Genomic DNA, 22,484 nt, shown 5'->3' with positions numbered 1-22,484 from the left:
CACCCGCCCGACGAGCACCACCGACCCGAGGAAGGCCCTCATGACCGGCTCGCCGACCACCACCGCTCCCCGCCCGACGCTCCGCCGTCTCGTGCACGACCCCGACGGGATCTCCGGCTCCCAGAAGCTCATGATCCTCGTGCTGTCCATGACGCTGTACGGCGTCGCCGACCTCGTCGCGGACATGCTGCCCTCGTTCGAGGTCGGCTCCTTCGAGGTCGAGATCGCCTACTTCGCGTTCATCCCCGTGGTGCTCGCCGCGCTGCTCACCCCGGTGTGGGTCGCGCTCGGCGTCGCGATCGGCGAGGCGCTGATCGCCGACATGCTGCTCGGCAGCTTCGGTGGCTTCGGGGAGCTCGAGGGCTTCCTGCAGATCTTCGTCGGCACGTACGTCGCGGGCTGCCTCGTGCGCGACCCGCGCAACCGCCGTCAGCTCTTCTGGGCCGCGATCGCGCTCGTGTCGATCGACAAGGTGAGCTCCGCGCTCATCGACGTCGTCAAGGTGGTCGTCGGCGTCGACCCCGATGCGCTCGACGAGTCCGGCGGCACGCTCGGCGCCGTGGTCCTCGCGGAGGGCCTCGAGCTGCTCGGTGCGCTGCTGATCACGGGCGTGCTCTTCGGCGGGCTCGCCGCGATGTGGCTGGCCCCGCGCCTCTACGGCAAGATCGAGCCGCTCATGGGCCTGCGGCCCCGCGACCCGCAGAACCCGCCGCGTCTCGCCGGTCCGTGGGGCGTGAGCTTCTGGCTGGTCGCCGCCCTCGGCGTCGCGCTCGCCGCCGCGGTGGGCGTGCTCAGCCAGTGGGAGGACCACGCGGGCCGCGAGGACGCCGTCACGACGATGGGCTCGTTCGACGCCGGGCTCGTCGACACCTACGGCGACAACGTCGGGTGGGTCGCCGCCGTCGTGGGGCTCGTCGTCGGCCTCGCGGTGGTCGTCGCGATCGCGGCCCTCGTCGCCCGGCGCCGCGACCGTGCGGCCGCCACGCGCGCGGACGACCACGCCTCGGGCTCGGACCGCTGATGGGCGCGCCGACCACGGGCCAAGGGGCCGCCGTCGAGCACGAGGCCGACGGCGCGAGCGAGGCGGCCGTCGAGGTCACCGGGCTGACGTTCCGCTACCCGGGCGCCTCGGACGACTCGCTGCGCGGCGTCGACCTGCGGATCGAGGCGGGCGACTTCGTGGCCGTGGTCGGCGGCAACGGCTCGGGCAAGACGACGCTCTGCAAGGCGTTCAACGGGCTCGTGCCGCACTTCTGGAACGGCGACCTCGGCGGCTCCGTGCGCGTCTTCGGCCGGGACACGGCGACGCTGTCCGTGGCGGACCTCGCCGACGACGTCGGCTACGTCTTCCAGGACTTCGGCAACCAGATCGTCCGCCCCACCGTGCGCGACGACGTCGCGTTCGCCCCGCTCAACCTCGGCCGCGAGGACTGGGCCGCGCGCGCCGACGCCGCGCTCGACGTGCTCGGGCTCGGCCCGATCGCCGGCCGCTACACGTGGCAGCTGTCCGGCGGGCAGCAGCACCTCGTGGCGCTCGCCGGCGCGATGGCGCTCGCGCCGCGCCTGCTCGTCGTCGACGAGCCTGCGGCCGAGGTCGACCCCCGCCGCGCCGCCGCGATCTACGAGCACCTGGCGCTGCTCAACGAGCGGGGCGTGACGGTCGTCGTCATCGAGCACCACGCCGAGCTCGTCGCCCGGCACGCGCGGTCGGTCGTGCTCATGGCCGACGGCGTCGCCCGCTGGCACCTGCCCGTCGCCGAGGCCTTGGCCAGGACCGACGACCTCGCGGCCGCCGACATCCCGGCCCCGCAGGTCGTGGCGCTCGCGAGCGCGCTGGACCCGGTGGTCCGTGCCGGCGGGGCGCCGCCCCTCACGGTCGAGGCGTGCGCAGCTGCGCTCGCGGGCGTCGCCCCGGCCGCCGCCGTCGTCGTCGGCGAGCGTTCTCGCGAGGATCCGGTCGCCCAGCCCGTGCTCGGCGGGGAGGCGGTCGCGTCGCTGCGGGGCGTCACGCACGGCTACCGCACGGTCTCCGGGCCGCGGACGACCGTGCTCGACGACCTCGACCTCACGCTGCACGACGGCGAGCGGGTCGCGCTCGTCGGCTCGAACGGCGCCGGCAAGTCGACCCTGCTGAGCCTGCTCTCGGGGCTCGCGCTCCCGCGCGCCGGGACGGTCGTCGTCGACGGCCGCGACACGCGCACGACGACCGCCGCCGAGCTGTCCGACGCCGTCTGCTACCTCGTGCAGCGCCCGGAGGAGATGTTCCTGCAGGACTCCGTCCGCGGCGACGTCGCGATGCACCCACGCGGCCGGGGCGTCCCGGACGCCGACGAGCTCGTCGACCGCGTGCTCGAGCAGGTGCGGCTCACCGCCGTCGCGGACCGGGACGGCCGGCTGCTCTCCGGGGGCCAGCAGCGGCGCGCGGTGCTCGCCGTCGCGCTCGCCATGCGGCCCCGGCTGCTGCTCCTCGACGAGCCGACGTCGAGCCTCGACGTGCGCTCGCGCGACGACGTCATCGCGATGCTCGCGGCCTTGGCCGACCACATCCGCTGCACGGTCGTCGCGACGCACGACATGCACCTCGTCGCCGAGTGGGCCGACCGCGTCGTCGTGCTGCACGACGGACGCGTGCTCGCCGACACCGACCCCGCGACCCTCTTCTCGTCGCCCGACGCCCTCGACGCCGCGCGCCTCGTGCCGCCGCAGGTCGCGCAGGTAGGCGCCGCCCTGGGCGTGCACCCGGTCCCGCTGACGGTGGACGAGCTGGTCGCCCGCCTCGCCCCCGCGGAGGTACCCGCATGACCGCCGCCCTGACTGCCGACTCGGCCACCGTGCGCGAGGGCCGACGCCGGAGCGGTCTCGACCGCGCCTCGGTCGAGTGGGTCGTCATGGAGCTCATGCGCGTCGCCTACGCGACGCGCGGCGGCTTCCTCGCCCGGCGCGACCCGCGCGCCGTCGTGCTCTGGTACGCGGTGTGCGCCGTCGTGCCGTGGTTCACCTACGACCTGCGGGTCCTCGGGGCGTTCTTCGTGCTGGCGCTCGGCTGCGCGCTCGCCGCGCGGATCGGGCCGCTGCTCCTGGGCCTGTTCGTGCTGGGGACCGTCGGCGAGCTCGTGTACGTGCTCGTCCTCGCGTTCGTGCTCGACGGCGACCTCGGCGCCCTCGTGGGCCTCGCCCAGGCGTTCCTCAAGCTGAGCACGGTCTCGCTCGTGAGCATGGCGGCGTTCGTGTCGCTGGACCCGGAGAAGATCTCCGACGCCCTGCTCGCGCTGCGGCTGCCCGCGATCCTCGGGTTCGCGGTGAGCTACGGGTACCGCATGGTCCCCGTGCTGGTGGCCGAGTTCCAGACGATCGTCGACGGGCACCGGATGCGCGGTGCGCCGCCGCGCGGGCACGGGTTCCTCGGGTGGCGCACGGTCCTGCGCGGCGCGCGCATCGCCGTCCAGGCGTTCTACCCGCTCGTGCTCAACACGGCCAAGCGGACCCGCACCACGGTCGAGGCGCTCGAGACGCGCGGCTTCACGTCGGCGGCTCGCGACGGCGCCGGTCGCCGCCTGCGCCTGGCCCACCTGCGGTACACGGCGGGCGACGCGGTGCTGATCGGCCTCACCGTCGTCGTCGTCACGGCGGTGCTCGTCCTGCTGTGACGACGAGCGGATCGAGCGGCTATCGCAGGACGATCGGCGCAGCTCGGGAAGATCAGGATCCGCTCCGTGCCGTGATACAGGTGGAGAATCGGGGAACGCCGGCGGTTTCGAGTGAATCCAGGACGTCCTCGAACGTCAATGACGAGTTGCGCGTCGCTTCCGCCTGTTCGTAGAGAACGGCAACGACCAGCTCGGGCGCGAGGTCGAGCTGGTCGAGCAGGAACTCGTCGGGAGTTGTGACGTGCAGACCCAGCGCGCGACGCGTCTCCGCCGGAAAGGCGGACACGTTGGCCGTCACGATCAGCTCTGCACGTCCGCGAAGCGCGGCGGCAACGACATGCCGGTCGTCGGGGTCGGGAAGGCTGATGCCGTCCACGAGTGGCCCCTGACCAGTGCGCGACGCACCTCGCCGAGGATCTCGGTGCTCCACATCGGGTGAAACCGGCCTCGCTCGGCCACCCGCAGGAGCGTGTCGGCGAGGGAGACGGGTACGAGTACGCAGGCATCGAGGAGAACCCGGAATCCCGCCATCAGTCGGAGTGCCGCACGTCCCGCAGAGCGTCGCGGTAGTCCCCGGCGCTTGTCGCGTAGAGATCGTCCCCGGCCGCCGCGCGAGTGATGTCGTCGAGCATCGACCGGCGGCGCACGCGGCGCTCGTGCTGGTAGTCGAGCACGTCCTCGAGTCGCAGGCGGCGATGCCTACCCCCTGCCGGAGTCTCGTACTCGAGTGCACCCTCGTCGAGGAGCTTGATGAGCGTCGGCCGGCTGATGCCCAGAAGGTCCGCCGCCTGTTGCGTCGTCAGGCGCTGGTCGACCGGCGCGACCGTGATCGCCTTGCCGGCCTGCATCGCGTCGACGACCTCGACGAGAAGTCCGTGGATCTCGGCTGGGAGAGCGACGCGCTCGCCGTTGGGGCCGATGAGTGCTGCCGGGTGCCGGGTGTCATGCAGGAGCACCGAGAGGCCATCGATGGAATCGTGGTCTTGAGGCGGCATGACCGGGAGCTGGCGTCGGACTGCGAGCGTCATGGCACCATCCTCCTACCTATAACGCAATATTCGCAAAGGGTGGCGCGATCGGCCCATCGGGTTCGCGGCGGCGCACGAGGATAGGACGACGGCCCCGGAGTCCTGTCCTCCGGGACCGCCGCCCGCGGGAGCGGCACCGTCGACGTGAAGCCGCTCCCGAGCAGCGGGCCGGGCGGCGAGGAGGGGCCGCCCGGGAGTGCGCGTCGGCCAGTCAGGCCGCCGCGAGCCGACGGCGCAGCCCGAGCCCGACGCCCGCGACACCCGCGAGCGTGGCCCCGCCGACGAGGGCGGACAGGCCGAGCGACACCCGTCCGACGGGGCTGTTCTCGACGCTGTCCCTGAGCTCCGTGGTGCCGTCGGAGAGGGTCCCGGTGCCGTCGGAGAGCGTGGCGGCACCCTCGGCGATGCGGGTGCTGCCGTCGCGCAGGTCGGCCGCGCCGTTCGCGAGGGTCGTCGTGCCCTCGTGGAGCGTCGTCGAGCCGTCGGCGAGCGCCGCGTTCCCGGCGGCGAGCGTCGTCGCGCCCGTGGAGAGCGTCGTGAGCCCGCCCTGCAGGCGCAGCGTCCCGTCCTCCAGGCGCGTCGTCCCGGCGAACAGGTCGCCCGCCCCGGTCTGAAGGCGCGCGGTGCCGTCCGCGAGCTCCGCGGTCTTGGTGGCGAGCGTGGCGGTGCCGTCGCTCACCCGCTGGGCGCCGGGCGCGAGGAGCGCCGTGCCGTCGGCGAGCTCGGCGGTCTTGCTCGCGAGGCGCACGCTGCCGTCGCTCACGTCATGCACCCCGACGGCGAGCTCGGCGGTCTTCGTCGCGAGGCGGGTGCTGCCCTCGTGCACGTCCCGCACGCCGACGGCCAGCTCGCCCGACCTCGCGGCGAGGGTCGAGCTGCCGACGACCAGCTGCTCCGTCCCCGCTGCGAGCGTCGCCGTGCCGGCGCTCAGGGAGACGCTGCCGTCCGCCACGGCCTGCGCGCCGCCGGCGAGCGCCGCAGCGCCTGCGGCGACCTCGTCGGCACCGCCGGACACCGCGGCCGCGCCCGCGTGGACCCTCGCCGCGCCGCCGGCCAGCGACTCCGCGCCGACGCGCGCCGCCTCTGCGCCGGCGGCGACCCGCGCCGCCCCCTCGCTCAGGCCGCCGAGCCCGGCGTGGAGTCGGGCCGCACCCGCGGCGACACCGTCGTCGCCGTCGAGCCCGGCATGGAGCGCCTCCGCGCCGGCCTCGACCTGCTGGGCGCCGGCACGCACGCCGTCCGCGCCGTCACGCAGCGATCCCGCTGCTCCGGCGAGGGCGTCGAGCTGGGTCCGGAGCGTCGGGTCCTCGACCGAGGCGGCGAGTCCCGCCAGCTGCTGGGCGAGGTCGGCGGCACCGCCATGGACCGACGCGGTGCCGTCCGCGACGGAGCGCGAGCCCGCGAGCAGGTGTGCCGACCCGTCGCGAGCGGTGGCCAGGCCGGTGGCGAGCGAACCGGCGCCGGTGTGGAGCGTCGTCGCTCCGGCAGCGACATCCGACGCCCCGTCCCCGACCGCCGCCGTGCCGTCCTTCAGGCCGGTCGCCCCGTGCGCGACGGTGGCGGACCCGGTCGCGACGTCCGCCGCACCGGCGGCGAGCGTCCCGGCACCCGCGGCGACGCTCCGCGCACCGAACGAGACGGTCCCGGCGCCGTCCGCGAGCGCGCTCGACGCGGCGGCGACCACGCCGGCGCCCTCGCCGACGTCGAGCGTCCCTCGGGCGAGCGCGGCGTTCCCACCGGCGATCAGGTGGGCGCCGTCGGCGGCGCGGGCGGCACCGTCGCCCAGGGTCCCGGCTCCCGTGGCGATCTGGCCGGCGCCGTCCGCGGCACGGCCCGCGCCGGCGCTGAGCTCGGCGGCACCCGCGGAGAGCAGCGCGGAGCCGTCGGCAGCGCGGGTCGTCCCGGCGGAGAGCTCGGCGGCCCCCGTGCTGAGCTCGTCGGCGCCGTCGGCGATCAGCGAGGCGCCGGTCGCGGCATCGCCCGTGCCCGCCGACAGACGCGCCGCCCCGGCGTTGAGCTCGTCGGCTCCGGCGGCGAGCTCAGTGGCGCCGTCGAGCGCGGTGGTGCCGCCGGTCGCGAGCTGGGCCGCGCCGTCGGACACCTTCTGCGCCCCGGCGACGAGGTCGCCCGCGCCGTCCTCGAGGTCGACCGCGCCGTCCGCGAGACGCTGGGCGCCGTCCTGCGCCGTGGCGGTCCCGTCGGCGAGCGTCGCCGCGCCGGCCTGGAGCTCGGCGGCGCCGTCGTCGAGGCGGGTCGCGCCGTCGGCGACCCTGCCGTTGTACACGAGCAGGAAGGCGACGAGCCCGGCGACCGCGAGGGCCAGCACGGCGAGCGCGACGGACGTGAGGACGGCGGGGGTGCGCGACGGTCGGGGAGAGGCGTGCTGCGTCATCGGGTGGTCCTTCCTCACGCCCGGCGTCGTCGCCGGGCGGTCGGCAGAGGGGGAGCGTGCGGGATTCCGGCGAGCTCGGGGGAGGACCGGCGTGGAGCCGGCGCCGCGGCCGCCCTCGTTGGCGGGACGCGGAGTATCAGGTAGATCTCGAAAGACGCTAGCAACCGCGGAGGCTGCACGAACAGCGAGTACTAGGTAGTTGCGCCGTCACGATTCGGTCACGGCGGCGAAGTATCAGATACTCCGCCACCGAACCTGTCGCTCGGGCACACGAACCCCTCCGGCGAGGTGCGCCCACCGCCGCCCACTGTTCATCCCGTGGCCACCTACCGGCCGGGACCGCGTCGCCGTCGCGCCACCGGGTGCCACCACTCTCTGCTCGACCCTCGTCGAAGGAGAGACATGTCATCGACCCCTGAGCGCACTCCCGAGCGCACCGCCGGGCGGACTACCGCCCGCCGGTCGCGCCTCGCCGCGCTCGTCGCCACCGGCGCGACGCTCACGCTTACGCTCGGTGCGCTGCCCGCGCTCGCCGCAGCCCCCGCGCACCCCGGTGGCCCCTCGCCGTCCGGCACGACGGCGGCCCTCGCCCTCGCCTCCGGCGCCGCCTGGGCCCAGCCCGCGCCGGGCGAGACGTTCCACCGCCTCGCGACGTACCCCGTGTTCCAGAACCGCCCGGCCGGCGAGGACGCCGCGGCCGAGACGGTCGCCGAGATCTCCGCGGTGAGCGAGGACGGCAAGACCGTCGTCCACACCGATGCGGCCGCGCGGCGCATCGGGTTCCTCGACCTCTCCGACCCGAGCGCGCCGAAGGGCCTGGGCACGCTGAGCCTCGCCGAGCTCGGCTCGGAGCACGACGAGCCGACGTCGGTCGCGGTCGTCGGCGGGTACGTCCTCGTCGTCGTGGACACGTCGGCGAGCTTCACGGCGCCGAGCGGGCGCCTCGACGTCGTCGACCTCGCGACGCGCGAGCGCGTGCGCTCGCTCGACCTCGGCGGCCAGCCGGACTCGATCGCCGTGACGCCGGACGGGTCGCACGCGGTCGTCGCGATCGAGAACCAGCGCGACGAGGAGGCGACCCCCGAGGGTGCGGAGGAGGGCGACCTCCCGCAGCTCCCGGGCGGCTTCCTCCAGGTCCTCGACCTGCCGGGCGACGACCCCGCCGCGTGGTCGACGCGTGGAGTGTCGTTCCTCGACGAGGCCGGCGCCCCGCTGCCCGTCGTCGCGGCCGCCGGTCTCGACACCCCGCAGGACCCCGAGGTCGAGTACGTCGCGGTCAACCCGGCCGGCACGAAGGTCGCGGTGACGCTCCAGGAGAACAACGGGATCGCCGTCGTCGACATCTCCTCGGGCGAGGTCGAGAACGTCTTCTCCGCCGGCGCGGTCGCGGTCTCCGGGATCGACGTCGAGAAGGACGGCGTCATCGACCAGACCGGGTCGATCCCCGCCGTCCCGCGCGAGCCGGACGCGATCGGCTGGCTCGACGACGACCACGTCGCGACCGCGAACGAGGGCGACTGGAAGGGCGGCTCGCGCGGCTGGTCGGTCTTCGACGCGACCTCGGGCGAGGTCGTGTGGGACGCGGGGGCGGAGCTCGAGCGCCTCGCGGTGCGCGTCGGCCTGCACACCGAGGACCGCGCGGCCAAGAAGGGCGTCGAGCCCGAGGGCTTGACCGTCGCGACGCTCGACGGCGTACGGTACGCGTTCGTCGGCTCCGAGCGGTCGAACTTCGTCGCGGTCTACGACGTGACCGACGCGAGCGCGCCGCGGTTCGTCGATGTCCTCGCGACGACCAACGGCCCGGAGGGACTGCTCGTCGTCCCCGAGCGCGACCTGCTCGTGGTGTCGAGCGAGGAGGACGACGCCGAGGCCGGCGTGCGGTCCGCCGTCACCGTCTTCGGCCGGGGCGCGCAGTGGGCCGACGGCGCAGGCTCGCCGCGGTTCCCGAGCGTCGTCTCCGCGGACGCGACCGACGGCTCGCAGGCCGGTGCGCCGATCGGCTGGGGCGCGCTCGGCGCGCTGAGCGCCGACCCGAGCGATCCCCAGCGCCTGTGGACGGCGACCGACGCCGCCTACGACACGACGCAGCTCCTGTCGGTGGACGTGGGCGGCTACGGCGACGGCGACCCTGCCGTGATCGACCGGTCCGTGAACCTGACGCGCGACGGCGCCCCCGTCGGGCTCGACGTCGAGGGCGTCGCGGCACGTCCCGACGGCGGGTTCTGGCTCGGCGTCGAGGGCGCGGCGGGTGCGGAGAACGCGATCGTGCGCACCGACACCTCGGGTGCGGTCGTCGAGTCCGTGGCCCTGCCCGACGACGTCGCGGCGGGCCTCGGCAAGCAGGGCGTCGAGGGCGTCGCGGTCGACTCGTCGACCGACTCCCCCGAGCAGGTCTGGGTCGCGCTCCAGCGCGGCCTCACGACCGACGACGGCGGCACGGCGGGCACCGCGCGCCTCGGTCGCTACGACGTCGCGAGCGCGACCTGGGACTGGTTCGCGTACCCGCTCGAGCCGACCACCACGGACGGCGACTGGATGGGGCTCAGCGAGGTGACCGTCGTCGACCACGACACCCTCGCGGTGATCGAGCGCGACAAGCTCAACGGCCCGGCCGCCACGGTGAAGCGCGTCTACGCCGTCGACGTCCCGGACACGGCGGTGGGCGCGGCGAGCACCACGCCGGTCGAGGTCACCAAGACGCTCGCGCACGACGTCCTGCCCGACCTGCAGGCCGCGAACGGCTGGACGCAGGAGAAGCTCGAAGGGCTGACGGTCGCCGGCGACGGCACACTCTGGGCGGTCACCGACAACGACGGTGTCGAGGACGCGACGGGCGAGACGGTGCTGCTGAGCCTCGGCGCGGCGTCGGACGTGTTCGCCGACCACCTCGGCGAGACCCCGGGCGAGCCCGGCGGCGAGGCGCCCGGCGCGGGCGAGGAGCCGCCGTCGGCCCCGCTGCACACGGTCGACGCCGACGACCTCACCGACGCCAACCACGGCGGCGTGACGCTCTCCCCGGCGACCGTGCGACCGGGCGAGAAGGTCACGGCGACCGCCGAGGGCTTCGCGCCCGGCGAGTGGGTCACCGCGACGCTGTTCTCCACGCCGGTCGAGCTGGGCATGTTCCGGGCGGACGCCTCGGGCACGCTCACCGCGACCGTGACGGTGCCGGCCGACGTCGCGGTCGGCGAGCACCGGTTCGCGATCGTCGGCCAGGTCGACGGCCGCGTCCTGTGGACGGAGCTCGAGGTCGTCGCAGCCGACGGGACAGGCGCGGACGGCGACGGCACCGGCCCCGACGACCTCGCCGCGACGGGCGCGCAGGTCGGCGTGCTCGTGGGCCTCGCCGGCCTGCTCGTCGCCGGTGGCGTGACGATCGTCGTCGCCCGGCGCCGCATGCGCGGGCTCCCCGGGTAGTCGGCGGCCTGCCCGGTCGGGTGGTGTGACGGTCGCCCTGGTGCGGCGCCGTCGGTGCTCGGGCTGGCCGCGCCGTCACCACGGTCTTTCGGCCGTCGGTGGCCGCGCGCGGCCTTGACGCCCTTCGCATCCGACGGCGCCCCACCAGGGCTCGTACGCGTCTCACCTCCGGCGGGCGACAGCAGGCAACACGTGCGTCGTCCGGCCCGGCCGGGCCCGTCAGTCGCGGTCGTTGGGCATGAGGGCCCACAGGATCAGGTAGGCGATGAGCTGCGGTCCGGGGAGCAGGATCGAGACCGCGGCGACGACGCGCACGACGGTCGGGTCCCAGCCGAAGCGCCGGGCGACCCCGGCGCAGACACCGGCGATCATCCGGCCCTGGCGCGGCCGGGACAGCGTGGACGAGGATGCTGCGGCGGATGTGCTCATACCTCGACGGTAGGAGCGCGTCCGTCGCAGCGGAATCGGGATGTCCCCCGATTCCGACCCTGACTGCCGACACCCGTGCGTCGGGGTGCTCGGCGAGGTGGTCAGTCGCGCGAGACGACGAGGCTCGTGCTGTGGCCGCCGAACCCGAACGCGTTGACCAGGGCGTGCCGCGCCTGGGTGTCGCGGGCGGCCCCGCTCACGACGTCGAGGTCGATCGCGGGGTCCTGGGCGTCGAGGTTGAGCGTCGGCGGGATGCGGCCCTCGCGCAGTGCGAGGAGCGCGACGAGGGCCCCCAGGGCGCCGGACGCGCCGAGCAGGTGGCCGGTAGCGCCCTTCGTGCTCGTCACCGCGGGCGGGTCGCCGAGGGCCGCGTGCAAGGCGTCGGACTCGTTGACGTCCCCGACGAGCGTCGACGTCGCGTGGGCGTGGACGAGGCCGAGGTCGCCGGGGGAGAGTCCCGCGGACCGCAGGGCCAGGGCGATCGTCCGAGCCTGGTTCTCGGGGTCCCCGCCGACGATGTCGAAGGCGTCAGAGGTCAGGGCGGCGCCCGCGACGGCACCGTGCACGGTCGCGCCCCGAGCACGCGCGTGCTCCTCGCTCTCCAGGACCAGGAGCACGGCCCCCTCGCCCATGACGAAGCCGTCGCGGTGGACGTCGAAGGGCCGCGACGCGCGCTCCGGCTCGTCGTTGCGCGTCGACATGGCGCGCGCCGCGGCGAACGCCGCGAGGGAGAAGGGCCGGACGCCCGCCTCCACCCCGCCGCACACGACGACGTCGGCCGAGCCGGCGAGGATCATCTCCCGGCCCATGGTGATCGCCTCGGAACCCGCCGCACACGCGCTGATCGGGGCGCGGGCACCGGCCTTCGCGCCCAGGTCGATGGACAGCCACGCCGCGGGCCCGTTGGCCATGAGCATGGTGACGGTGTGCGGGGACACGCGCCGGGGGCCGTGCTCGTCGAGGACGCGTGACTGGTCGAGCGTCGTCGCGATCCCGCCGTTCGCGGAACCGACGACGACCGCGAGACGCGTCGGGTCGACGTCGGGCGAACCCGCCGACGCCCACGCCTCGCGGCCCGCGACGAGCGTGAGCTGCTCGGCCCGGTCGGTGCGTCGCACCTCCCGCACGGTGAGCGACTCGGTGAACGCGTCGTCCACCCGCGCGGCGATGCGCACGGGGAGCTCGGCCGCCCAGTCGTCCTTGATCGCCCGCACCCCGGACTCCCCGTGCAGCAGCGCGTCCCACGTGCCGGGCGCGGTGAGCCCGACGGGCGTCACGGCCCCGTACCCCGTCACGACGGCGCGTCCCATGCTTCCCCCCGCTCGCCGATCGTCGCCTCGGGAGACGACGGATGAGTTCGATGGTCCCATCTCATGCCATCCGGCCCGGTTTGTCCTGTGCTGCGGGCGCAAGGGCAAGATCCGGTCGCCCCGGCACACAGACGAACGGGGAGAGGAGGCGCCGTGCGACGTCGTACCGTGCTGTTCATCGCCGCGGTCGTGCTGGCAGGCACGGCCGCGTGCGCGCCGCCGACGGCCACGGGCATCGCCGAGCCTGCCGGTGGGTACCGGTGCTGGGACAGCGTGGTCCCACACGAGGCGCTCACGGCCGGCACGACGGCGGACCGGCTCGGCGAGGACGGGCAGGCCGCGCTCGACGGCGTCGAGGTGCCGGAGATCGACCCGGCCGACTGGACCGTGGTCGAGGAGTCGGCGGAACGTGTCGTGCTCCTGCGCGAGCTCGCCGAGCCGGACGACCTCGGCGCGGGGGACGTCCGCACCCACGAGCTGCTGGCGATCGAGTGGGTCGACGCACCGAACCTGGACCCTTCGCCTACCTGGCACCTGAGTGCCGCGTCCACGTGCGCGCTGCGCGCCGACCTGGGCGGTCTCGGTGCCGCGACCGTCACGCTCGACCCTGAGCACCCGCCGACCCCCGAGGCGGACGAGCTGCACCTGCTCGTCACCGAGACGGCCTGCAACAGCGGGCAGGACGCCGAGGGCCGGGTCCGGCTCGTCGGGCTCGCGACGGCTACCGAGGCGGTGGAGGTGACGATCGCCGTCGAGCCGCGCACGGGCGACGCGAACTGCCCGAGCAACCCGCCCACGCCGTTCGCCGTCGAGCTGGACGAGCCCCTCGGCGAGCGCGCTGTGCTCGACGCCTCCGTGCACCCGGCGCGCGAGCTCGCGATGCCGTGACGGACGCGCGGCGAGCGTCGCTGCCGTTCCGTCGGAACGGACCGGTCACCAGCCGCCCGGCACGAGGAGCTTGCGGATGCGCTTCTCGCTCACCGGGCCGTCGGTGCCGAGCTGCTGCGCGAACAGTGACACGCGCAGCTCCTCGACCAGCCACCGGACCTCTGCGAGATCGGCGGCCCGGGCCGGGTCCGACGGTCCCTGCGCGGAGGCGGCCCGTGCCCGCTGGTACGCCTCCTCGACGTCGTGCACGCGCCACGCGAGCTCGGCGTCGCGGTTCGGGTTCGTCTGCGCCTTCTCCAGCCGGTACGACGCCGCCCGCAGGTACCGCGTGAGGTGCGGAAGGCGCCGCGGTGGCGTCTGCGAGACGAACCCGTCGTGGATCAGGCCGGCGGCCTGGTCTCGTAGGTCCGTGAGCGTGTTGAGCAGCGCGAGGCTGTTCGACGCGCGGATCTCCGCGTCGAGGTTCCGCGACGCCGTGAGCGCCGCCACGACGTGCCCGACGACCTGGTTCACCTGGTCCTCCAGGTGCGCCCGGACGAACGCGCGGGCCGTGCCGTAGGCGTCCGCGTCCCGGATCGCGACGGCGTCCGGCTGCGCCCCGTACGGTCCGCTGCCGCCACTCGTCAGCGCGATCACCGCTGCGAGCTGCAGGTCGGCGACCAGCGCCTCGGTGTTCCGGTACGGGCTCGCCGCGAGCGTCAGCGACTGCATCGAGCTCCACCGGCTCGTGATCCGGCCCGTCTGCAGCGCAGTCTCGCCCAGCAGCAGGCGCCGGACGCCGCGAGCGTGCTCCCGCGCCTGCGCGTTCGCGTCGGCCAGCACCCGCAACGCAACGCTCGGCTTCCCCTTGGCGTCCTGCTCCTCGACGACCGCCGGGTACCCCCGCACGACCACCCCGCCCCCGAGGTCCGTCGACACCGCCGTCGGCAGCGCGTCGTCGGGCCACGTCGTCAGGTCGGTCTGCTCGGTCACCAAGGCGGCCGGGGTCGGGTCCGCGGGCGCTGCGCCGTCGGTGCTCGGGCTGGCCGCGCCGTCACCCTGGTCGTTCGGCCGTCCGTTCGCGCGCGCGGCCTTGACGCCCTTCGCATCCGACGCCGCACCGCCCGCTCGTCCGGCGCCTCGCCCCGGCGAGCCGGTCGCCGTGGGCGAGCCTGCGCCGTCGTGCCCGGTGCCGACGCCGGACGGCGAGCCAGACACGTGGCTCGCCCCTGCGCCGTCGGACGCCGTGCCCTGGCCGCGGCGTGTCGGTGAGCCGGACGCGGAGGCGGGGGAGGGGGCGTCGGTGGCGAAGGGCGTGGTGGGCCTGGCGGGAGCATCGCGAGGAACGAGCGATGCGGATGGTAGCCCGAGCGCCGACGCCCCCTCCCCCGCCGTCCCAGCCCCAGCGCGAGCGCCCGCTTCACGCAGAGCCGCCCCGACCGCACCCTTCACGGCGGCGCGCACCGCCGCCTGGTTCTGGGCGGCGAGGCGGCGCTGGAGGGAGAGGAGGTCCTTGGACTCGTCGAGGACGACCTCGCCCTGGCGGCGGGGGTCGACGACGCGGAACGTCATGCGCAGGTGCGCGGGGAGGCGCGCCTCCTGCTCGGGGCCCCATGCGTCGTCGGGGATGACGACGTCCCGCAGGGCGCGGACGGCGCGCGTGAACGCGACGTGGAACCGCTCGGCCATGTCGCCGGCGCGGGCCATGTCCGCCCACGCGGGCGTGTGCTCGCGCAGCCAGCCGACGACGTCGCGCGCGACGTCCGGCGCGGGCACGAGCTGGACCCGGACCGGCTTGGGCAGCGAGCGGATCGTCGCGGTCGCGAGCTCGTCGAGGAGGCCGGGGACCATCCAGTCGAACCCGTCGGGGACGACGCGGTTGAGGACGGAGATCGGGACGTGCACGGTGACGCCGTCGGCCTCGGTCCCGGGCTGGAACTGGTAGGTGAGCGGGAGGGTGAGCTCGCCCTGGGGCCAGGTCTCGGGGAACTGCGAGGTGTCGATCTGCTCGGCGTCGGGCACGAGCTGTTCGAGCGTGAACGTGAGCAGGTCCGGGTCGTCGCGGCGCGCGGCCTTCCACCAGCGGTCGAAGTGCGCGGCGGACACGACGTCGTCGGGCACGCGCTCGTCGTAGAAGGCGAACAGCGCGTCGTCGTCGATGACGAGGCCGCGCTGACGCGACCGCGCCTCGAGCTCCTCGGCCTCCTCGAGGAGCCGACGGTTCTCGTGGAAGAACCGGTGGTGCGTCGTCCACTCGCCCTGCACGAGCGCGTGCCGCACGAACAGCTCGCGCGCGGCCTCGGGGTCGACCTTCGCGTACAGCACCTTGCGGTCCGCGACGATCGGCACCCCGTAGAGCAGCACCTTCTCCGTCGCGATCGCCGCGCCGCGCTTGCTCGACCAGTGCGGTTCGGAGTAGGTGCGCCGCGCGAGGTCGCCCGCGAGGTCCTCCGCCCACTCGGGCTGGATCCGTGCGACGTCGCGCGCCCACAGCCGCGACGTCTCGACGAGCTCGCCCGCCATGATCCACGCCGGTGGCTTCTTGCTGAGCGGCGACCCGGGGAAGATCGCGAACCGCGCGCCGCGCGCACCGGTGTACTCGTTGCGCGCCTGCTTCTGCGCGCGCTTCAGCGCCTTCGCGCGCACCTCGCCCTTGAGGTGCGCCACCGACGACGCCTTGACGTCGCCCGTGTCCTGCATCCCGATCTGCGACAGCAGCCCGGACAACAGCGCCTTGTGGATCGTGTCGCCGTCCCAGGCGCGCTTGTAGGCGGCCGTGGTCGGGTCGCCCGTGGTTGCGTCCGCGGGCGGTGCGCCGCCGGTGCTCGGGCTGGCCGCGCCGTCACCTCGGTCGTTCGGCCGCGTGTTCGCGCGCGCGGCCTCGACGCCCTTCGCATCCGACGCCGCACCGCCCGCTCGTCCGTCGCGTCGCCCTGGCGAGCCGGTCGCCGTGGGCGACCCTGCGCCGTCGTGCACCGATGCCCCCTCGCCCGCCGTTCCCGACCCAGGACGGGCGGCGCGAGGGCGGTAGGACATGTCGATGCCGAGGGGCTTGGACATCTCGCGAAGCTGGGCGACGACGTCCTGCCACTCGCGGATGCGCAGGAAGTTGAGGTACTCGGCGTTGCACAGGCGGCGGAACGCGCTGCTGGAGAGCTCGTGCTGCTGCTCGCGGACGTACTCCCAGATGTTGAGGTACGTGAGGAAGTCGGAGTGCGGGTCGGTGAAGCGGGCGTGGGCCTGGTCGGCCTGGGCGCGAACCTCGGCGGGGCGTTCGCGCGGGTCCTGGATCGACAGGACGGCGGCGATGATCGCGATCTCGCGCGCGACGCCGAGCTTCGAGCCCTCCCAGACCATGCGCGCGAGGCGCGGGTCCATGGAGAGCTGCGCGAGGACGCGGCCGACCTCGGTGAGGCGCGTGATCGAGCTTCGCGCCGAGCTGTCAGCACCTGACGCACCGTGAGGTCCGTGCGGTGCTGACAACTCTGAACGGCCGGACGGACCCGTGGAGTTGTCAGCGCCAGGGCGATCCCGGGTGCCCTGGGGTGCTGACAACTCGCGAGCGGAGAGCGTCTCGAGGGCGCCGAGCTCGGTGAGGAGCTGGACGCCGTCGCGGACGGCGCGCGTGTCCGGGGGCTCGACGAACGGGAAGCGCGCGACGGCGTCGGGCGAGTCGACGACGCCGACGGAGATCATCTGCAGCAGCACGGACGCGAGCGACGTGCGCAGGATCTCGGGCTCGGTGAACTCGGGCCGGGAGACGAAGTCGTCCTCGGAGTAGAGGCGGATCGCGATGCCGTCGGCGACGCGGCCCGAGCGGCCGGAGCGCTGGTTGGCGCTCGCCTGCGAGACGGGCTCGATGGGGAGGCGCTGAACCTTCGTCGCCTTGGAGTAGCGCGAGATGCGCGCGGTGCCCGGGTCGACGACGTAGTGGATGCCCGGCACGGTGAGCGACGTCTCGGCGACGTTCGTCGCGAGGACGATCCGACGCGCCGTGTGCGCCTGGAAGACGCGGTGCTGCTCGGCCGACGACAGCCGCGCGTACAGCGGCAGGATCTCGACCCGGCGCGGGTGCTTGGGGTCGGTCACGCGGTCCTTGAGGTGCCCGGTGAGCGCGTCGGCGGCGTCGTGGATCTCGCGCTCGCCGGACAGGAACACGAGGATGTCGCCGGCGCCCTCGCGCAGGAGCTCGTCGCACGCGTCGACGATCCCGGTGACGAGGTCCTTCTCCTCGGTGCTCGCGCGGCCCTTCGCCTTGCCCGACCCGGGGTCGACGTCCGGCGACAGCGGCCGGTACCGGATCTCCACGGGGTAGGTGCGGCCCGACACCTCGACGACGGGCGCGGCGTCGGGCAGCGCGTCGACGACGTAAACCGGGGCGCCTCCGAGCGACGCGAGGTGCGCGGGGGAGAAGTGCTGCGCGAACCGCTCGGAGTCGATCGTCGCCGAGGTGATGATGAGCTTGAGGTCGGGCCGGCGCGGCAGGAGGCGCGCGAGGTAGCCGAGCAGGAAGTCGATGTTGAGCGACCGCTCGTGCGCCTCGTCGACGACGATCGTGTCGTACGCGAGCAGCTGCGGGTCGCGCTGGATCTGCGCGAGCAGGATGCCGTCGGTCATGACCTTGACCAGCGTGTCCGCGCTCGACGTGTCCGTGAACCGCACCTGGTACCCGACGACGCCGCCGAGCTCCGTGCCGAGCTCCTCCGCGATGCGCTCCGCGACCGTGCGGGCGGCGATGCGCCTCGGCTGCGTGTGCCCGATCTGCCCGGCCCGGCCCCGCCCGAGGTCGAGCAGGATCTTCGGGAGCTGCGTCGTCTTCCCGGAGCCCGTCTCGCCCGCGACGATGACGACCTGGTGGTCACGGATCGCAGCGGCGATGTCCGCGCGTCGGGCGCTGACCGGGAGCTGCTCGGGGTACGTGATCGGCGGCACCGTGACGGCCTCGCGCGCCTGCGCGGCCCGCTCGAGCTGTGCGCGGCTCACCTGCCGCACGCCCGACGGCGCCCGGGTGCCTCGCCCGCGCCCTGCCCCGCTCGTCGTCCCCGAGGTGTCGGCCGTCGTGCTCGTGGCCGACGGCGCACCGTCGCCCTGGGCGCGTCCCCGACGGTTCCCGCGGCGGTTGCCACGGCGTGCCCGGGCTGCGCGCGGGGTGCCCTCGACGGCGCCTTCCCGCTCGGGAGGGCGCACGTCAGGCTGGGGATCGGTACTCACGACGGTCCATTCTCTCAAGACGCCGCAACTTCAATCCCGACGGGCCAGCCTCTGCTGCGGGACCGGTGGTGCTAGCAGAGTGCTAGCATTGCTGATGGAGGTGGTCGAGGTGGCGACGCTGACGATCCGAGGGCTCGACGACGACGTGCGCGAGCTGCTGCGAGCACGGGCCGCGCAGCACGGGCGGTCGATGGAGGCGGAGGTTCGCGAGATCCTCACGTCCGCGGTGACATCCCCGCAGGGGATGGAGCGCGGGCTCGGGACGTTCATCCATCGCTCGTTCGCCGACGCCGGGCTCACGGTGGAGCTCGATCTGGCCGAGCGCTCGGAACATGGTCGTGCTGTCGACTTCTCGGACGAGCCGGGCTCGGATCGTCAGGGCGCGGACGCGTGATCGTCCTCGACACAAACCTCGTGTCCGAGGTGATCCGGCCGGCGCCCGAGGAACGTGTGCTCCGCTGGCTCGACGACCAGGCGCCGGAGACGTTGTGCATCGCCGCCGTCACCGTGGGAGAGCTCGTCCACGGCGTGGCTCGGCTGCCCGAGGGGCGACGCCGCGACCGCCTGGCGGCGCTCGTCGACGAGCACATCACCGTGACCTTTGCCGACCGGGTGCTCGCGTACGACGCCGACGCCGCGTTCGTCGCGGGCACGCTCCTCGCGCTCCGGGAGCGGTCGGGGCGGCCCATGAGCATCGCCGACGCCCAGATCGCCGGGATCTGTCGCGTGCACGACGCGACGCTCGCGACGCGGAACGTCCGCGACTTCGCTGGGTCCGGCGTGGACATCGTCGACCCGTGGGACTCGTCGAGGCCATGACGTCCCGTCCGTTCCCTGAAGAAGGGCCCGGAACCCGCAAACCCCGACGCTGACAGCTTCCCGGGCGGTAGTCCGACGCCGGGAGTTCCCGCCGGCGTCAGGAGGAGTTCGCCCGCCGGTCAGGTCGGGCGCTCAGGATGGGCGCGGCCCGTCAGGTCGGCGGGCACCGTGCTGACGCGATGGGACTTCCGTGACCTTGCCGAACACCAGACCTGCACGCCGGGGCGGCTCACCCGGGGGCCGTGCGTCGACCCGCGCCGTGGGCGCCCTGGCCGCCCTCGGCGGCCTGGCCGCCGCGACCGTGCTGGCCGTCTCCGTCGTCCCGACGGCGGCCGCGGCGACCGCGACACCCGCGGCACCGGACCCGGCTGACGAGCTCGGGTCGCGCTTCACCCTGGCCGTGCTGCCGGACACGCAGTTCTACTCCCGGTACGTCCAGAGCCAGTTCCTGCCGCGCTACGGCGACGACCCGTTCCACGTGCAGACCGCGTGGCTCGCGGAGCACCAGGACGAGCTGAACATCCCGTTCGTCACGCACCTGGGCGACGTCGTCGACCAGGTGGGGGTGGCGGGCCAGTGGCAGGTCGCGGACGACGCGATGCGCACCCTGGAGACCGCGGGGCTCCCGTACTCGATCCTGCCGGGCAACCACGACGTGCTCGACTCGACGGACTCGCGCCCGGACACGGAGTACGACCTCGACGCGGAGCCGTTCCTCGACTGGTTCGGGCCGTCGCGCGCGCAGGGCATGACGACGTACGGCGGCAGCGACCCGACCGGCCTCAGCCAGTTCCACGTGTTCGAGGCCGAGGGTCAGCAGTACCTCGTCCTCGCGCTGACGTGGCGCGCGTCGGAGCAGACGATCGCGTGGGCGAACGACGTGATCGCGACGCACCCCGAGCTGCCGGTGATCCTCACGACGCACTCATTGATCGACGTCGCGAACGACGGCGTCTCCCCGCAGGACACCGCCTACGGCGAGCAGCTGTGGGACGAGCTCATCAGCGTGAACGACCAGATCTTCCTGACCCTCAACGGTCACTTCCACGGCGCGACGCGCCAGACGCGGCTTAACGCGGCCGGCAACCCGGTCACGCAGGTCCTCATGGACTACCAGATGTCGTACGACGGCGGGAACGGCTACCTCGGGCTGCTCGAGTTCGACCTGGACCACGACCGCATCCAAGTGCAGACCGCCTCGCCGTGGGTCGTGGCGAAGGACCCGTCGCTGCTGACGCCGTACGACCAGCCGTTCCTCGAGGGCGAGCACCAGCAGTTCGCGATCGACATCGACTTCGAGGACCGGTTCGCGGGCTTCGCGCCCGACTTCTCGGCCGGCGACGGCACGCTGCCGTCGCTGTCGCAGCGAGCACGCGACCTCCTGCTCGACGGCTTCGAGGGCCCGGACCCGGTCACGACCGCACCGCCCACGTCGACCGAGGACTACCCCCACGTCGACGGCACGCTCGCGCACTGGCGGTTCAACGGCGAAGAGGGCGAGGTCGGTCCGGAGACCGTCCTGCCCGACGTCGCAGGCGACGCCGACCTCACACGCGCCGCCGCCGAGGAGAGCGGCTCGACGACGGCCCAGCCGGGCGACGTCGTCGTGACCGACGACGCGGCGACGCTGTCGTCCGACGGCGCCGCGGTGTGCTTCGCCAACGCCGACAAGACGACGAACCGCCTGAGCTACCTGCGCACGGAGCCGGGCGCGGAGGTCAACGACGCGCAGCTCGAGGACGGCTACACCATCGAGACGTTCCTCAAGATCGACGAGTCGTTCACCGAGGACGCCAACGCCTGGATGAAGGCGATCGTCCGGTCCGGCAACCGCTCGCAGCTCGAGGGCATGCCGTGGTCGCGCTGGGACTTCACCGCCTCACCGGTTGCGCTCGGCCTGTCGAACCTCAAGGAGCTCCAGTGGACCGAGGTTCCGGTCGACACCACGAAGGGCGACCGCACCGCGTGGTCCGGCGAGATCATCCTGGGCCGCTGGGTGCACGTGGCGGTCGTCAACGACTCTGACGAGGGGACCACCACGATGTACGTCGACGGCGCCCCGGTGCTGCGCAACGCGAACGGCACCGGCGGCCACAGCCTCAACAGCGACATGCCGTGGCTGTTCGGCACGGACTGGGCCGACGACCGCGCCACCAACGGGTGGAACGGCTGCATCGGCGAGACGCGCGTGGTCGACCACCCCACCGGACCCCAGGAGTGGCTGACGGCCCGCGCCGAGGAGCCGGACGCACCCGTGTGGGACGCCGCGACCGTCTACACGTCCGGCGAGCAGGTCACCCACGACGGCCGCACGTTCGAGGCGTCGTGGTGGACGCGGGGCCAGGTCCCGGGCGCGTCGGCGTACGGCCCGTGGCAGGAGATCGCGACCACCGCCGACGGCGCCGCGGCCTGGACGCCGAGCCGCATCTTCGAGGCGGGCGACGAGGCCGTGCACGACGGCGTCACGTACATCGCGCAGTGGTGGACCCGCAACCAGGAGCCGGGCGACGCGCACGGCCCGTGGCGCGCGGTGTCGTAGCACTCGCCTCCGCTGCCGAACCCGGGTTGCCCACCGATGCGGTCGACGATCGGTGGGTAACCCGAGGCCCGGCGGTGTGCGTCAGCCCAGAGTTCGCCGCATGACGACGCGCGGCACGCCGCCGCTGACGCCGGTCGTGGGGGCGGCTCGGACGAAGCCGGCCTTCTCGAACAGCGCGACCGTCCCGACGTAGCCCGAGATGACATCGACGCGCTCGCCGCCCGCGTCCACGGGGTAGCCCTCCACGGCGGGCGCGCCGTGCGCGGCGGCGTGCTCGACGGCGCCCGCAAGCAGGTCGTGCATCAACCCGCGGCGCCGGTACCCGGCCCGCACGACGAAGCACACCGCGCTCCACGCGTCGAGGTCGTCGACGAACGGGATGGTCCGGGCATTCATGAGCCGCCGGTACGTGCTGCGCGGCGCGACCGAACACCAGCCCGCGACCTCGCCGTCGACGTACGCGAGCACGCCTGGCCCGGGATCGGCGCGGCACAGGTCGGCCATGAAGGCGGGCCGGTCGTCGTTCGAGACGCGCGAGTCCCGGTACGACATGCACCAGCAGCCGTGCACACCGGGCGTCCTCGGCCCGACCACGGTGGCGAAGTCGTCGAACCGCCCGACGGCGGGGCGCACCTCCACGTCCATCCCGCCACGCTAGGCGCGCCCGCCCACACGGGCGAGCGTCGCCGTCGGGCACTGCCCGCGCTGACCAGGGCGCCGAGAACGACCTTGCTCGCGGTCGAGCACGACATCAGTGTCGGGAAGAAGCCCAGAACGACGTCAACGTCGTGTTCGGCGGGACACAGGCGCCGCCGGCCGTCGGGC

The 22,484-nt window shown here is 74.1% G+C and carries 15 protein-coding genes; 8 read left to right on the top strand and 7 right to left on the bottom strand.

Annotated elements, in window-relative coordinates:
* Positions 1-40 precede the first annotated feature (40 nt).
* Genes AC4H2H_RS00745 through AC4H2H_RS00735 form a run of 3 tightly spaced genes read left to right on the top strand, consistent with a single transcriptional unit; the run spans position 41 to position 3,647 of the window.
* On the top strand, positions 41-1,021 hold the full coding sequence (locus AC4H2H_RS00745) for a DUF8171 family membrane protein (protein ID WP_494368899.1): 981 nt from the start codon (positions 41-43) through the stop codon (positions 1,019-1,021).
* Positions 1,021-2,802, top strand: a complete 1,782-nt coding sequence (locus AC4H2H_RS00740) for an ABC transporter ATP-binding protein (protein ID WP_494368898.1) — start codon at positions 1,021-1,023, stop codon at positions 2,800-2,802. Before AC4H2H_RS00745 ends, AC4H2H_RS00740 begins: the two co-directional genes overlap by 1 nt.
* Positions 2,799-3,647: an energy-coupling factor transporter transmembrane component T family protein gene (locus AC4H2H_RS00735; protein ID WP_494368897.1), complete on the top strand. Its 849-nt coding sequence runs from the start codon at positions 2,799-2,801 to the stop codon at positions 3,645-3,647. Before AC4H2H_RS00740 ends, AC4H2H_RS00735 begins: the two co-directional genes overlap by 4 nt.
* Before the next feature lie 52 nt (positions 3,648-3,699).
* Here AC4H2H_RS00735 and AC4H2H_RS00730 read toward each other — a convergent pair whose 3' ends face one another.
* From AC4H2H_RS00730 to AC4H2H_RS00720, 3 genes are all read right to left on the bottom strand, one after another.
* Complete coding sequence (locus AC4H2H_RS00730; RefSeq protein ID WP_494368896.1) at positions 3,700-4,023, bottom strand: VapC50 family PIN domain-containing toxin; 324 nt, start codon at positions 4,021-4,023, stop codon at positions 3,700-3,702.
* Positions 4,024-4,177: 154 nt separating this feature from the next.
* Positions 4,178-4,675 carry a helix-turn-helix domain-containing protein gene (locus tag AC4H2H_RS00725; protein ID WP_494368895.1) on the bottom strand — a complete coding sequence of 166 codons (498 nt, stop codon included), beginning with the start codon at positions 4,673-4,675 and terminating at the stop codon, positions 4,178-4,180.
* 211 nt (positions 4,676-4,886) lie between these two features.
* Positions 4,887-7,067, bottom strand: coding sequence for a hypothetical protein (locus AC4H2H_RS00720; protein WP_494368894.1), 2,181 nt, complete (start codon positions 7,065-7,067; stop codon positions 4,887-4,889).
* A gap of 402 nt (positions 7,068-7,469) precedes the next feature.
* Between AC4H2H_RS00720 and AC4H2H_RS00715 the strand changes: the two genes are divergently transcribed.
* On the top strand, positions 7,470-10,484 hold the full coding sequence (locus tag AC4H2H_RS00715; protein WP_494368893.1) for an esterase-like activity of phytase family protein: 3,015 nt from the start codon (positions 7,470-7,472) through the stop codon (positions 10,482-10,484).
* 219 nt (positions 10,485-10,703) lie between these two features.
* Here the strand turns inward: AC4H2H_RS00715 and AC4H2H_RS00710 are convergent, their stop codons facing one another.
* The gene (locus AC4H2H_RS00710) at positions 10,704-10,913 is read right to left on the bottom strand and encodes a PspC domain-containing protein (protein ID WP_494368892.1); all 210 of its coding nucleotides are present in this window, start codon (positions 10,911-10,913) and stop codon (positions 10,704-10,706) included.
* Positions 10,914-11,014: 101 nt separating this feature from the next.
* Complete coding sequence (locus AC4H2H_RS00705; RefSeq protein ID WP_494368891.1) at positions 11,015-12,223, bottom strand: beta-ketoacyl-[acyl-carrier-protein] synthase family protein; 1,209 nt, start codon at positions 12,221-12,223, stop codon at positions 11,015-11,017.
* Between the two features lie 153 nt (positions 12,224-12,376).
* Here AC4H2H_RS00705 and AC4H2H_RS00700 point away from each other — a divergent pair, with 153 nt between their 5' ends.
* On the top strand, positions 12,377-13,111 hold the full coding sequence (locus AC4H2H_RS00700; RefSeq protein WP_494368890.1) for a hypothetical protein: 735 nt from the start codon (positions 12,377-12,379) through the stop codon (positions 13,109-13,111).
* A 45-nt stretch (positions 13,112-13,156) separates the two neighbouring features.
* Here the strand turns inward: AC4H2H_RS00700 and hrpA are convergent, their stop codons facing one another.
* The gene (gene hrpA, locus AC4H2H_RS00695; protein ID WP_494369113.1) at positions 13,157-18,073 is read right to left on the bottom strand and encodes an ATP-dependent RNA helicase HrpA; all 4,917 of its coding nucleotides are present in this window, start codon (positions 18,071-18,073) and stop codon (positions 13,157-13,159) included.
* A gap of 322 nt (positions 18,074-18,395) precedes the next feature.
* Between hrpA and AC4H2H_RS00690 the strand changes: the two genes are divergently transcribed.
* The 3 genes from AC4H2H_RS00690 (at position 18,396) to AC4H2H_RS00680 (ending at position 21,659) form a co-directional block, all read left to right on the top strand.
* Entirely contained in the window at positions 18,396-18,695 is a 300-nt protein-coding gene (locus tag AC4H2H_RS00690; protein WP_494368889.1) for a FitA-like ribbon-helix-helix domain-containing protein, read from the top strand.
* Positions 18,692-19,120 carry a type II toxin-antitoxin system VapC family toxin gene (locus AC4H2H_RS00685; RefSeq protein ID WP_494368888.1) on the top strand — a complete coding sequence of 143 codons (429 nt, stop codon included), beginning with the start codon at positions 18,692-18,694 and terminating at the stop codon, positions 19,118-19,120. Before AC4H2H_RS00690 ends, AC4H2H_RS00685 begins: the two co-directional genes overlap by 4 nt.
* A gap of 259 nt (positions 19,121-19,379) precedes the next feature.
* Positions 19,380-21,659, top strand: a complete 2,280-nt coding sequence (locus AC4H2H_RS00680) for a carbohydrate-binding protein (protein WP_494368887.1) — start codon at positions 19,380-19,382, stop codon at positions 21,657-21,659.
* An 81-nt stretch (positions 21,660-21,740) separates the two neighbouring features.
* On the opposite strand, the gene AC4H2H_RS00675 is transcribed toward AC4H2H_RS00680, so the two are convergent.
* Positions 21,741-22,304, bottom strand: a complete 564-nt coding sequence (locus AC4H2H_RS00675) for a GNAT family N-acetyltransferase (protein WP_494368886.1) — start codon at positions 22,302-22,304, stop codon at positions 21,741-21,743.
* Between the last annotated feature and the right edge of the window lie 180 nt (positions 22,305-22,484).

The sequence above is a fragment of the Cellulosimicrobium sp. BMG9.22 genome (assembly GCF_059159975.1).
This window is presented reverse-complemented; position numbering and strand designations above follow the sequence as displayed.

Coding starts and splice junctions, on each gene's coding strand:
- AC4H2H_RS00725 (WP_494368895.1), bottom strand. CDS start 4,675: ATGACGCTCGCAGTCCGACGCCAGCTCCCGGTCATGCCGCCTCAAGAC.
- AC4H2H_RS00715 (WP_494368893.1), top strand. CDS start 7,470: ATGTCATCGACCCCTGAGCGCACTCCCGAGCGCACCGCCGGGCGGACT.
- AC4H2H_RS00675 (WP_494368886.1), bottom strand. CDS start 22,304: ATGGACGTGGAGGTGCGCCCCGCCGTCGGGCGGTTCGACGACTTCGCC.
- AC4H2H_RS00705 (WP_494368891.1), bottom strand. CDS start 12,223: ATGGGACGCGCCGTCGTGACGGGGTACGGGGCCGTGACGCCCGTCGGG.
- AC4H2H_RS00690 (WP_494368889.1), top strand. CDS start 18,396: ATGGAGGTGGTCGAGGTGGCGACGCTGACGATCCGAGGGCTCGACGAC.
- AC4H2H_RS00720 (WP_494368894.1), bottom strand. CDS start 7,067: ATGACGCAGCACGCCTCTCCCCGACCGTCGCGCACCCCCGCCGTCCTC.
- AC4H2H_RS00740 (WP_494368898.1), top strand. CDS start 1,021: ATGGGCGCGCCGACCACGGGCCAAGGGGCCGCCGTCGAGCACGAGGCC.
- AC4H2H_RS00745 (WP_494368899.1), top strand. CDS start 41: ATGACCGGCTCGCCGACCACCACCGCTCCCCGCCCGACGCTCCGCCGT.
- AC4H2H_RS00710 (WP_494368892.1), bottom strand. CDS start 10,913: ATGAGCACATCCGCCGCAGCATCCTCGTCCACGCTGTCCCGGCCGCGC.
- AC4H2H_RS00735 (WP_494368897.1), top strand. CDS start 2,799: ATGACCGCCGCCCTGACTGCCGACTCGGCCACCGTGCGCGAGGGCCGA.